Consider the following 12,634-nt stretch of genomic DNA (forward strand, 5'->3'; position numbering starts at 1 on the left):
GTTGCAGTGCAGATTGACTGATGGTTGGGAACGTTCCCACAATCCGCGCCATGAACAATGCCCATTCATCCCTCCCGGCGGTTGCACCCACCGCTTCTGCGGGCCTGCAGATCGCCGTGCGCCTGGGCGCCCGGGTGCGCGACAAGGCCGACGCCATTGACCAGGCCGCCCGGCTGCTCCAGGACAGCGGCTGCGTGGCCCCTGGCTATGCCGCCGGCATGCAGGCGCGCGAGGCCCAGGCCGAAACCTTTCTGGGCCACGGCGTGGCCATTCCCCACGGCCGCGCCGAAGACCGGGCCCTGGTGCTGCGCGACGCGGTGGCCGTGCTCCAGGTGCGCGAGGGCCTGGATTGGAATGCCGGCCAGAACGTGCATCTGGTCGTGGCGGTGGCGGCACGCTCCGATGCCCACATCACCTTGCTGCGCCGCCTGGCCGGCCTGCTGCAGACACCCCGGCTGCAGGCGCTGTTCACCACCGGCGATGCGCAGCAGGTCATCGATGCACTCCAGGGGCAGGCGGACCCGGCGCCGCCTGCCGCCCGCCCGGCGGCAGTGGACCTGGCCGAGGCGTGCGAATGGATCATTGCCTATCCCAACGGCCTGCATGCACGGCCTGCCACGCGCTGGGCGGAGGCGGCGCGCGGCTTTGCCTCGCGCATGCAGGTGCGCCATGGCGGCGAGGTGGCCGATGCGCGGCAGATGGCCAGCCTGCTGCAGCTGGGACTGCGCGAAGGCGACAAGGTCACCATCTCGGCAGAGGGCCCCGACGCCAGGGCCGCGGTCCAGCGCCTGTGCGCCGTGGCCCAGGCCCTGGTGGCCCAGGAACGTGCCGAAGCCGACGCCGCTGCGCGCAAGGCGGCCGAATCGCCCGCCACGGGCTGGCTGCCGCCGCTGGCGCGGCCTGCCTTTGTGGGCCTGGGCGCCAGCCCGGGGCTGGCCGTGGCCCGCATCCACCAGTGGCGTGTGGAGGCCGCCGAGATCCCCGACCTGCCCGAGCCGCTCAGCGTGGGCGGTGCGCGGCTGCATGCGGCGCTGGCCGAGACGCAGGGCCAGCTGCGCGCCCTGCATGACGACACCCGCCGCCGCCTGGGCGAAGGCGATGCGGCCATCTTCAGCGCGCAGGCCGAGTGGCTGGGCGACACCGGACTCATCACGCGCGCCTGCCAGTTCATGGTCCAGGGCCACGGCGTGGCCTGGGCCTGGGACCAGGCCGTGGAGGAGGGCGCTGCCCGTCTCCAGGCGCTGGACAACCCCGCGCTGGCCGCGCGTGCCGCCGACCTGCGCGACGTGGGCCGGCGCGTGCTGGTGCAACTGCAGCCCTCGCTGGCAGCGGCGGGACCGGAGGGCCTGCCGGAAGGCGGCTGCATCCTGGTCGCGGCCGATCTTTCGCCCTCGGAAACCGCCCAGCTGGACACGGCGCGCGTGGCCGCGCTGGTCACGGCGCAGGGCAGTCCCACCTCGCACACGGCCATACTCGCGCGCACGCTGGGGCTGCCGGCCGCCGTGGCGGCAGGCGGCGGCGTGCTGGGCATGGCCGATGGGGCCCTGGCCATCGTCGATGGCGCCAATGGCCGCATCTACCTTGATCCCTCGGAGCAGGACCTGGCTTCGGCGCGTGCCCACATGGCCGAGCAGCGGGCGCTGCAGGACCGCGTGGCAGCGCAGCGCAGCCTGCCTGCCATCACCACCGATGGCGTGCGCATCGAAGTCTGCGCCAACGTCAACCTGCCCGGGCAGGTGCCGCTGGCCCTGTCCCAGGGCGCCGAGGGCGTGGGCCTGATGCGCACGGAATTCCTGTTCCTGGAGCGCGGCAGCACGCCCGGCGAGGACGAGCAGTACGAAACCTACCGCGCCATGGCGCAGGCGCTGGAGGGCCGGCCGCTGATCGTTCGCGCGCTGGACATCGGCGGCGACAAGCAGGTCGCCCACCTGGAGTTGCCGCGCGAGGACAACCCCTTCCTGGGCGTGCGCGGCGCGCGGCTGCTGCTGCGCCGCCCCGACCTGCTGGAGCCCCAGATGCGCGCCCTGTACCGGGCGGCCCGCGATGGCGCAAGGCTGTCCGTGATGTTTCCCATGGTCACCAGCGTGCAGGAACTGCTGGCGCTGCGCGCGGCCTGCGAGCGGCTGCGCGCCGAACTGGACGCCCCGGTCCTGCCGCTGGGCATCATGATCGAGGTGCCCGCTGCCGCCGTGCAGGCCGACGCACTGGCCCGCCATGCCGATTTCTTCTCCATAGGCACCAACGACCTGACCCAGTACGTGCTGGCCATGGACCGCCAGAACCCGCAACTGGCGGCCGAGGCGGACAGCCTGCATCCGGCCGTGCTGCGGATGGTGCGCGCCACCGTGCAGGGCGCTGCCACCTGCGCGCGCCCCGTGGGCGTCTGCGGCGGACTGGCCGGCGACCCGTTCGGTGCGCTGCTGCTGGCCGGGCTGGGGGTGGGCGAGCTGTCCATGACCCCCAACGACATCGCTGGTGTCAAGGCCGGCTTGCGTGCGGCCAGCCTGCGGCAGTTGCAGGCGCTGGCAGACAGGGCGCTGGACTGCGAGGATGCCGCGCAGGTGCGGGCACTGGCCAAGGAGGTGACGGCATGAACGCCCCGCAAGCCATCACCGTGACCCTGAACCCGGCCATAGACCAGCTTGTGACCCTGGATGCGCTGCTGCCCGGCCAGGTGCAGCGCGCATTGGGCAGCGTGCAGGCGCCGGGCGGCAAGGGCATCAATGTTGCCGCCGCCTTGGCGGGCCTGGGCGTTCCCTCGGCCGCGCTGGGCGTGCTGGGCAGTGACAACGCCGGCATGTTCGAGGCCTTGTTCGCCCAGCGCGGCATTGCCGACGCCTGCCTGCGCGTGCCGGGCCAGACGCGCACCAACATCAAGCTGGTGGCCGACGGCGGACGCCAGACCACGGACATCAACCTGCCGGGCCTGGCCTTGGCCGAAGCGCATCTGGACACCGTCATGTCCACGCTGGCCCGGTATCTGCGGCCCGGCCTGGCCGTGGTGCTGTCGGGCAGCCTGCCGGCCGGCCTGCCTGCGGACAGCTGGGCCCGGCTCCAGGCCCAGGCCGTGGCCGCCGGTGCCGACGTGCTGCTGGACACCAGCGAGGCCCCCCTGGCCGCCGCCCTGGCCACGGCCCCCCATGCGGCCATGCCCTGGGCCATCAAGCCCAACCGGGAGGAGTTGCAGGCCGCCACAGGCCAGCGCCTGGACGGCCGCGACGCGCTGCTGACCGCCGCGCGCCGCCTGCTGGACAGGGGGCTGGGACTGGCCGTGGTGTCCATGGGCGAGGAGGGCGCGCTGTTCGCCACCACGCAAGGCGCGGTGATCGCGCGGCCGCCGCAGCGGGCACGCGGCAGCTCCGTGGGCGCGGGCGATGCCATGGTCGCGGGCATGGTGGCCGCGCGGCTGCGCGGACTGGATCTGGCAGACACCGCACGCCTGTCCACGGCCAGCGCGCTGGCCTGGCTGCAGGCAGTGCCCGCGCGCGAAATCGATGCCGACCGCGTCCAGGCCCTGGCTGCCAGCGTGCTGCTTGAGCCATGCCAGTGGCCGTGATCCCCCATTCTTCAGGAGCTCTCATGAACCCTCTTTTTGTGGTGATCGCAGCCGCCGGGCACGACGCCGAAGCGCTGCTGGCCGCCGAAGCCCTGCGCCATGCGGCCGGACAGCGACCCTTGGCCCTGGAAGTGCGCACCAGCGGCGGTGTGATCGGGCTGCATGCGGCCGATGCCGCCGCGCAGGCCGGGCAATTGCTGATCGTGGCGGATGCCGGCACCCATGACGATGCAGATACCGCCGCCGATGCCTCCCGCTTCGTGCACGCCGCCGTCGAGCGCTGCAGCCTGCGCGAGGCGCTCGACGATCCGGCCGGCGTGCTTGCACGCTGCGCTGCCGCCAGTCCCGCTGGCGAGCGCATGGGCGAGAACATGGGCAAGCGCACGGGCAAGCGCATTGTTGCCGTCACCTCCTGCCCCACGGGCATCGCCCATACCTTCATGGCGGCCGAGGGCCTGCAGCGCGGCGCGGCGGCGCTGGGCCACGCCATGCGCGTGGAGACGCAAGGCTCGGTGGGCGCGCTCGATGCGCTGACGCCGCAGGAGATTGCCGAGGCCGACCTGGTCATCATCGCCGCCGACCGGGAGGTGGATCTCTCGCGCTTCGCGGGCAAGCCGCTGCTGCGCAGCGGCACCGAGTCGGCCATACGCGACGGCTCGGGCCTGATCACCCGGGCGCTGGCCGAAGCCGCCGTGCATGGTGTCGCCGTGGGCGCTGCTGCGGCAGGCGGCGCCGCGCCCACGCCGGCCCGGACCCAGGGTGGTGCCTATCGCCACCTGATGACCGGCGTGTCCTTCATGCTGCCCTTCGTCACGGCGGGCGGCATTCTGATCGCCATGGCCTTTGCGCTGGGCGGCATCTATGTCCATGACGATGCCCACCAGGGCACGCTGGGATGGACGCTGTTCCAGATCGGCGCCAAGGGCGGCTTTGCGCTGATGGTGCCGGCGCTGGCCGGCTATATCGCCTATTCCATTGCCGACCGGCCCGGCATTGCGCCGGGCATGATCGGCGGGATGATCGCGTCCAGCATGGGGGCGGGATTCATCGGCGGCATTGCGGCCGGCTTCATTGCAGGCTACGGCGTGGCCTTCATGGCGGCGCACATCCGGCTGCCGCAGGCGCTCAAGGGCCTGCTGCCCATGCTCATCCTGCCCGTGCTGGGCAGCCTGTTCACGGGGCTGCTGATGTTCTATCTGGTCGGTGCGCCCGTGGCCGAGCTGCTGCAGTGGCTGAGCGCCTGGCTGCGCGGCATGCAGGGCGCCAGTGCCTTGCTGCTGGGCCTGTTGCTGGGCGCGATGATGGCCTTTGACATGGGCGGGCCGGTGAACAAGGCCGCCTATGCGTTTTCCACGGGAATGATCGCCAGCCAGGTCTACACGCCCATGGCTGCAGCCATGATCGCCGGCATGACGCCGCCGCTGGGGCTGGCCCTGGCCACGCGCCTGTTTGCCGACCGCTTCACGCGCGAGGAGCGCGGCAGCGCCGCCTCGGCCGGCGTGCTGGGCCTGGCCTTTGTCACCGAGGGGGCCATTCCCTATGCGGCCCGCGATCCGCTGCGCACGATCCCGGCCCTGGTACTGGGCTCGGCCGTGGCCGGTGCCGTGTCCATGCTGGCGGGGGTGGAACTGAAGGTGCCGCATGGCGGCATCTTCGTCGCGCCCATTCCCAATGCCGTGACCCATGTAGCCATGTATGCGGTGGCGCTGGTGGCAGGCGTGGTGGTCACGGCCATCGCCCTGCGCATGTTCAAAAGGCCCGCCGAAGCGGGCCTTTGAAGCAGGAAGCCGGGGGAGCGCCTGGCGCGGCTCCCCCGCAGCGTTCAGCGGGCTGCGGCGCGGGCCTGTTCCAGCCAGCCGTCGAAGGTCTTCTGGTGGGCCTTGATCCAGCCGTCCACATGGCGGGTGATGTCCGAAGGCTTGCTCTGGCCCTGGCTCATCATGTGGTTCTGTGCGCTGATGTCACCCACGGGGACCTGCATCAGCTCGAACAACTTGGCGGCATCGGGATGCTTGTCGGTGAAGGCCTTGTTGGCGATGATCTGCTGCTTGTTCACCACGAAGCCGTAGTTCTTGCCGTTGGGCAGCTTGGTGTCCAGCTTGGCCTGCTCGCCGGGCAGCGAGGAGAACGGCACCTCCAGCCATACCACGTCCTTGCCGGGCTTGAGCACGTTGCTCACCCAGTAGGGCGTCCAGGTGTAGTAGAGGATGGGCTTGCCGGCCTTGTAGCGCGAGATGGTGTCGGCGATCAGCGCCGAGTAGGTGCCCTGCTTGTGGGTCACGGTGTCGCGCAGCTTGTAGGCCGTCAGGTGGTGCTCGATCACGGCCTCGCAGCCCCAGCCCGGCGTGCAGCCGGTGAGGTCGGCCTTGCCGTCGCCGTCCGAGTCGAACAGCTTGGCGATCTTGGGGTCCTTCAACTGGCCGATATTGGTGATCTTGTATTCGTCGGCCGTCTTCTTGTCGATCAGGTAGCCCTGGGCCGCGTTGTCCGAGTAAACGCCCTTGCGGAACAGCTTGGCGTCGCCGCCCGCGTTCTTGTAGTAGTCGGCGTGCAGCGGGTTCCAGTGCGTGGCCAGGAAAGTGGCATCGCCATTGGCAATCGCCACGTGGGCCGTGGGGTACTCGACCTCCTGGAAGGGCTGCACGTCGTAGCCCAGCTTCTCCAGGGCCTTCATGACGATGAGGGTCTGGAAGCTCTCTTCGGCGATGGAGCTCTTCAGTGGCAACACCTTCACGCCCTTTCCGGGCTGTTCGTCGGCCGACCATGCGCTGGCGCTGGCCAGCGCAATGCCTGTGGCGATGGCGCCGGCGCGCAGCCAGTGGCGCAGTGCGTTGGCCTGCAGTCGGTTGGGGTTCAGGGCTTGGATCATCCTCGGGTTCCTCCGTTGTGTGATGAAAGGGGAGCGGGCGGCCAGCGGGGCTGGCCGTTTTTCGGGAAGGCGGCGCGGCAGAAGGCCCGTCCGCGCCGCAGGCAAGGCGTTCAGCTGGTGCTGCCGCGATGAACCGGCTTGCTGCCGGCGCCCAGCAGGCGGGCAATGCAGCCGGCGGGGCCGCTGTGCCACCAGCGCGCGCCGCCACGGGTGGTCTGTCCCATGGCCTGGGTGATACGGTCCAGCACGATGGCCAGCAGCACGATGCCCAGGCCGCCCACGGTGGCCAGGCCCATGTCCAGGCGGCCGATGCCGCGCAGCACCATCTGGCCCAGGCCGCCCACGGCGATCATGGAGGCGATCACCACCATCGACAGCGACAGCATCAGCGCCTGGTTCACGCCGGCCATGATGGACGGCATGGCCAGCGGCAGCTGCACCTTCCACAGCAACTGCCAGGGCGAGGCGCCGTACGCGCGGCTGGCCTCGATCAGGTCGGGGCGCACCTGGCGGATACCCAGGTTGGTCAGGCGGATCAGCGGCGGCAGCGCGAAGATGATGGTCACGATCACGCCGGGCACGTTGCCGATGCCGAACAGCATCACCACGGGCACCAGGTAGACGAAGGCCGGCGTGGTCTGCATGGCGTCGAGCAGCGGGCGTGTCCAGCGCTGGGCACGGTCGCTGGAGGCCAGCAGGATGCCCACGGGCAGCCCGATGACCATGCAGAACACCAGCGAGGTCAGCACCAGCGACAGCGTCACCATGGCCTCGGGCCAGATGCCCAGCATGGCGACGACCACCAGCGAAACGGCGGCGCCAATGGCCATGGCGCGGCCCGCGAACTGCCAGGCCACCAGGGTCAGGATCAGGATCAGCAGCGGCCAGGGCAGGGCCAGCATGGCGTCGGTGATGCCCGACAGCGTGCCGTCGATGGGCGTGCGCACGGCCTGGAAGAAGGGGCGGAAATGGTGGACCACCCATTCCAGGCCGCTGTTGATCCAGCCCTGCACGGGCAGGCCGTCCGTGGTCAGTTGGTGCCAGAGGCTGGCCTGTGCGTCGTCGGGAACCCCGGCCGACGCGCCCAGCCAGTCGCCGCCCGGTGCATCGCCGCTGCTGGCAGCGCCCCAGGGATCGGGCGACGCATCGGCGGGCGCCTGCGTGGAGGCGGCTGCCCAGGGATCGGCAGCAGGGGCTGCGTTTGCATTGGCGCCTGCTTCGGCCCAGGGATCGGTGGCGGCAGCGGCGGTGTTCGGGTTCAGGTTGTTGTTGGCATCGCTCATGCGGCATCTCCTTGTCGTTGTTCGATCGGCTCCACGGTCGGCGCGACGGTGGGGGCGTTGGAGGCCGGGAAATGCGGGTTGAGCGTGACGGGCGGCACGATCTCCTGCGGCGGCGGCACGGGCGGCGTGTCGCGGTCCAGGAAGCGCAGCATGGTGGTGCGGCTGACCACGCCCATGAACTGGCCGTCGTCGCTGGTCACCGGCAGCGCGCAGGGCGCAGCGGCCACGGGCCCGAACAGCTCGGCCACCGGCGTGCCTGCGGACAGCGGCTCGACGTTGGGCAGGAAGGCGTGGCTCAGGCCCAGCATGCCCGGGCGGCCATGCAGTGCGTCGCGCAGCGATTGCGAGGACACCACGCCCAGGAAGCGGCGGCGCGCGTTGACCACATAGGCGTAGTCGCGGTCGGAGTCCTCCAGCAGGCGCTGGGCGGCGCGGCAGCCGCGGTCGCTGTGCTCCGACACCACGGTCAGGGCCTGGCGCGCAATGTCCCCGGCCTTGAAGACCGAGGCCGCATCCACGCCACGCACGAAGCTGCGCACATAGTCGTCGGCAGGGCTGCGCAGGATCTCGTCGGGCGTGCCGACCTGGATCACCTGGCCGTCCTTCATGATGGCGATGCGGTCGCCGATGCGCATGGCCTCGTCCAGGTCATGCGAGATGAAGACGATGGTGCGGCGCTGGATCTGCTGCAGGCGCAGCAGCTCGGACTGCATCTCCGTGCGGATGATGGGGTCCAGGGCCGAGAAGGCCTCGTCCATCAGCAGGATGGACGGATCGGACGCCAGCGCCCGGGCCAGGCCCACGCGCTGCTGCATGCCGCCCGACAGCTCGTCGGGATAGCTTGCGCCCCAGGCGCCCAGGCCCACCTGCTCCAGCGCGGCCTGGGCCTGCTTCTGGCGCTCGGCCTTGTCGGCGCCGGCCAGCTCCAGGCCGAAGGCCGTGTTGTCCAGCACCGTCATGTGCGGCATCAGCGCAAAGGACTGGAACACCATGGAGATGTCCTTGCGGCGCAGCGCGCGCAGATCGCGCTCGCTCAGGGCATTGATGTCCTGGCCATCGACCACGATGCGCCCGGCCGTGGGCTCGATCAGGCGGTTGAGCATGCGCACCAAGGTGGACTTGCCCGAGCCCGACAGGCCCATGACGACGAAGATCTCGCCGGCCTCGATGGTGAAGTCGGCGTCGAACACGCCGATGGACTGGCCCGTGCGCTCCAGGATCTCCTGTTTGCTCAGGCCTTGTTGGACGAGCTCGAGTGCGGTCCTGGGGTCGTCCCCGAAAACCTTGAACACATGATCGATGATGATCTGCTTGGCCACTGTGGCGTTCTCCTTTTGGGTGAGATGGAACACAGTCCAGCGTCCTCGACGGGCGAAGACGCTGGCGCGCAAGCCAAAAATGAAGCCCTGATGCCGTTCGCTGCAGGGGACGGCCGTCCCCCGTTGCTGGAATTCAAACAGGTGCGAAAGCACCCGAGACGGCTCGGATGGCACGCGAAGCGGTGCGCAAGAGCCAGAGGTCGAGAGCAGCCGGCGGCAAGCGCGCGCGGTGTCTCAGGCGGGCATCGTGGCTGAAGATCAGCCAGCGCGATGCCCCACAACATCAGGACCGAGTTTCGGCCCGGTTGACGGGGCTGTGCCGGGAGCACAACGATCCGCCGGAGGGATCGGCAGGCCGTGAAGACGGTGCCGATGACCTGCTTGGCAGGTTGTAAAGAAGCCGAAATTATATAAAACAGGTTTTACTGCGTCAAAACGCATGAGCCGAAGAAGGCCTGTTTTGGGCTGTTTCAAGCCCTTGGGGGTTGCAATCCGGCCATTATTTGCTCACTTAATGAGAGCATAGGGATCATGATTCACAAGGCATATGCTGTCATCGATGAATAAAATCGGTCAAGCGTCAGCTTGAGGAAAGCTTCAGGCCCGATCTGCGGCAAAAAGCGTGCCCTGCGCCCGCCCATGAAAAAAGCCCCGCAGCGGCTGGCGCTGCGGGGCTTCGGTGCGGGATGCCGACTGGCTCAGTGGTTGCTGGCCGTGCTGTTGATCAGTTTGTCGGTGTAGGCGATGGCCAGGGCGCTGGCCAGGAAGGTGACGTGGATGATGGTCTGCCACATCAGCACCTTGACGTCGTAGCTGCCCGCGTTGATGAAGGTCTTGAGCAGGTGGATGGAGCTGATGCCGATGATGGACAGGGCCAGCTTGACCTTGAGGATGGAGGCGTTCACGTGGCCCAGCCACTCGGGCTGGTCGGGGTGGCTGTCCAGGCCCAGGCGGCTGACGAAGGTTTCGTAGCCGCCCACGATGACCATGATCAGCAGGTTGGAGATCATCACCACGTCGATCAGCGCCAGAACCACCAGCATGATGATGGTTTCGTTGAGCGCGCCGATGGGCGCATCGTGCTTGTAGCCGATGCTGGTGATCAGCGCCTGCAGCGCTTCCTGGTTGCCGAAGGCGGCCTCGATCAGGTGCCACAACTCGAGCAGGAAGTGCCAGACGTAGACGCCCTGGGCGGCGATCAGGCCCAGGTACAGCGGCAGCTGCAGCCAGCGGCTGGCGAAGATCAGGGAAGGCAGGGGACGCAGGGGGGAGCCGGGGGCTCGATTGGAGTTTTGCTGGCGGGCCATGGTGGTCGGTCGCGCTTGTCTGGTGTGGGAGCGTGGATGGGAGGGGACAATGGCCGTGGAAAACGGGCGCGCGATTTTAGCGGCGAAACAGTCCATTGCCGGTGACAGCCAGGAACTGCGGGGAATCCCCAGGTAGACGCGCCCAAGGGTGTTTCAGTCAGTGGCATGTAAGACCGGCCCCCGACAGTCACACCACAATTTTTATTTGGCCAGCCCAGGAGACAAGCAAGCATGAGCACCGCAACAGCATCCCCCATTGAATCGGTACTGGTGGAGAACCGGGTCTTCCCGCCGCCGGCAGACTTTGCCGCCAAGGCCCGCATCTCCGGCATGGAGCAGTACAAGGCGCTGTGCGCCGAGGCAGAGAACGACTACCAGGGCTTCTGGGCCCGCCTGGCGCGCGAGAACGTGGTCTGGTCCAAGCCCTTCACCCAGGTGCTGGACGACAGCAATCCCCCCTTCTTCCGCTGGTTCGCCGACGGCGAACTCAACGCCAGCGCCAATTGCCTGGACAAGCACATGGGCACGGACGTCGAGCACAAGACGGCCATCATCTTCGAGGCCGATGGCGGCGAGGTCACCAAGGTCAGCTACCGCGAGCTGCTGGAGCGCGTCTCGCAGTTCGCCAACGCGCTCAAGGCCCAGGGCGTGCAAAAGGGTGACCGTGTCCTGATCTACATGCCCATGACCATCGAGGGCGTGGTGGCCATGCAGGCCTGCGCGCGCATCGGCGCCACGCACAGCGTGGTGTTCGGCGGCTTCTCGGCCAAGGCGGTGCAGGAACGCATCGTCGACGTGGGCGCCGTGGCCGTGATCACCGCCAACTACCAGATACGCGGCGGCAAGGAACTGCCGCTCAAGGCCATCGTGGACGACGCGCTGGCGCTGGGCGGCTGCGAGGCCGTGCGCCATGTCTTCGTCTACGAGCGCACGGCCACGGCCTGTGCCATGACGGCGGGCCGCGACAAGACCTTCGGCGAGATCCTGGCCGGCCAGAGCACCGAGTGCGCGCCCGTGGCCGTGGATTCCGAGCACCCGCTGTTCATCCTCTACACCAGCGGCTCCACCGGCAAGCCCAAGGGCGTGCAGCACTGCACGGGCGGCTACGTGCTGTGGGCCAAGCAGACCATGGAGTGGACCTTCGACCTCAAGCCCAGCGACGTGTTCTGGTGCACGGCCGACATCGGCTGGATCACGGGCCACACCTACGTGGCCTACGGCCCGCTGGCCGCTGGCGCCACGCAGATCGTGTTCGAGGGCGTGCCCACCTTCCCCAATGCGGGCCGCTTCTGGCAGATGATCGAGCGCCACGGCTGCACCATCTTCTACACGGCTCCCACGGCCATCCGCTCGCTGATCAAGGCCGCCGACAGCGATGCCGCCGTGCATCCGAAGAACTGGAACCTGTCCAGCCTGCGCCTGCTGGGCAGCGTGGGCGAGCCCATCAATCCCGAGGCCTGGATGTGGTACCACAAGCATGTGGGCGGCGAGCGCTGCCCCATCGTGGACACCTTCTGGCAGACCGAAAACGGGGGCCACGTGATCGCCCCCATGCCGGGGGCCACGCCGCTGGTGCCGGGTTCGTGCACGCTGCCGCTGCCGGGCATCATGGCCGCCATCGTCGACGAGACCGGCCACGAACTGCCCAACGGCGCAGGCGGCCTGCTGGTGGTCACCAAGCCCTGGCCCAGCATGATCCGCACCATCTGGGGCGACCCCGAACGCTTCAAGAAGAGCTATTTCCCGGCCGAACTCGGCGGGCAGACCTATCTGGCAGGCGACGGCGCCGTGCGCAGCGAGGACCGGGGCTACTTCCGCATCACCGGCCGCATCGACGACGTGCTCAATGTCTCCGGCCACCGCATGGGCACGATGGAGATCGAATCGGCCTTGGTCGCCAAGACGGATCTGGTGGCCGAGGCCGCCGTCGTGGGCCGCCCCGACGACCTGACCGGCGAGGCCATCTGCGCCTTCGTGGTACTGAAGCGGGCACGCCCCACGGGCGAGGAAGCCAAGCAGATCGCCAAGGAGCTGCGCGACTGGGTGGCCAAGGAAATCGGCCCCATCGCCAAGCCCAAGGACATCCGCTTTGGCGACAACCTGCCCAAGACGCGCAGCGGCAAGATCATGCGCCGCCTGCTGCGCTCGATTGCCAAGGGCGAGGCCATCACCCAGGACACGAGCACGCTGGAGAACCCGGCCATCCTCGACCAGCTGGCCGAGACGAACTGAGGTCCGACACGACCGCCATGAAGAACCGGAGCCCTGACTCCGGTTTTTTCTTGGCCGGACTGCGGGCG

The 12,634-nt window shown here is 68.9% G+C and carries 8 protein-coding genes; 4 read left to right on the top strand and 4 right to left on the bottom strand.

Annotated elements, in window-relative coordinates:
• The first annotated feature begins 50 nt into the window (after nt 1-50).
• Genes ptsP through ACF8LI_RS21840 form a run of 3 tightly spaced genes read left to right on the top strand, consistent with a single transcriptional unit; the run spans nt 51 to nt 5,334 of the window.
• Complete coding sequence (ptsP, locus tag ACF8LI_RS21830; RefSeq protein ID WP_392414067.1) at nt 51-2,594, top strand: phosphoenolpyruvate--protein phosphotransferase; 2,544 nt, start codon at nt 51-53, stop codon at nt 2,592-2,594.
• Complete coding sequence (locus ACF8LI_RS21835; protein ID WP_392414068.1) at nt 2,591-3,556, top strand: 1-phosphofructokinase family hexose kinase; 966 nt, start codon at nt 2,591-2,593, stop codon at nt 3,554-3,556. The genes ptsP and ACF8LI_RS21835 overlap by 4 nt, the downstream gene beginning before the upstream one ends.
• Nucleotides 3,557-3,579: 23 nt before the next feature.
• Complete coding sequence (locus ACF8LI_RS21840) at nt 3,580-5,334, top strand: PTS fructose transporter subunit IIC (protein ID WP_392414069.1); 1,755 nt, start codon at nt 3,580-3,582, stop codon at nt 5,332-5,334.
• A gap of 44 nt (nt 5,335-5,378) precedes the next feature.
• Here ACF8LI_RS21840 and proX read toward each other — a convergent pair whose 3' ends face one another.
• From proX to ACF8LI_RS21860, 4 genes are all read right to left on the bottom strand, one after another.
• Nucleotides 5,379-6,425, bottom strand: coding sequence for a glycine betaine/L-proline ABC transporter substrate-binding protein ProX (proX, locus tag ACF8LI_RS21845; RefSeq protein WP_374005598.1), 1,047 nt, complete (start codon nt 6,423-6,425; stop codon nt 5,379-5,381).
• Between the two features lie 110 nt (nt 6,426-6,535).
• Complete coding sequence (gene proW / locus ACF8LI_RS21850) at nt 6,536-7,708, bottom strand: glycine betaine/L-proline ABC transporter permease ProW (RefSeq protein ID WP_016445174.1); 1,173 nt, start codon at nt 7,706-7,708, stop codon at nt 6,536-6,538.
• Nucleotides 7,705-9,027 (bottom strand): glycine betaine/L-proline ABC transporter ATP-binding protein ProV, encoded by a 1,323-nt coding sequence (gene proV / locus ACF8LI_RS21855; protein WP_139223856.1) that lies wholly within the window; start codon nt 9,025-9,027, stop codon nt 7,705-7,707. The genes proW and proV overlap by 4 nt, the downstream gene beginning before the upstream one ends.
• Before the next feature lie 698 nt (nt 9,028-9,725).
• Nucleotides 9,726-10,334 carry a TIGR00645 family protein gene (locus tag ACF8LI_RS21860; protein ID WP_012204594.1) on the bottom strand — a complete coding sequence of 203 codons (609 nt, stop codon included), beginning with the start codon at nt 10,332-10,334 and terminating at the stop codon, nt 9,726-9,728.
• Between the two features lie 231 nt (nt 10,335-10,565).
• Here ACF8LI_RS21860 and acs point away from each other — a divergent pair, with 231 nt between their 5' ends.
• Nucleotides 10,566-12,566 carry an acetate--CoA ligase gene (gene acs, locus ACF8LI_RS21865; protein ID WP_392414070.1) on the top strand — a complete coding sequence of 667 codons (2,001 nt, stop codon included), beginning with the start codon at nt 10,566-10,568 and terminating at the stop codon, nt 12,564-12,566.
• Nucleotides 12,567-12,634 lie beyond the last annotated feature (68 nt).

The sequence above is a fragment of the Delftia sp. WSY_12 genome, assembly GCF_043104645.1.
Classification (GTDB): Bacteria; Pseudomonadota; Gammaproteobacteria; order Burkholderiales; family Burkholderiaceae_C; genus Comamonas; species Comamonas tsuruhatensis.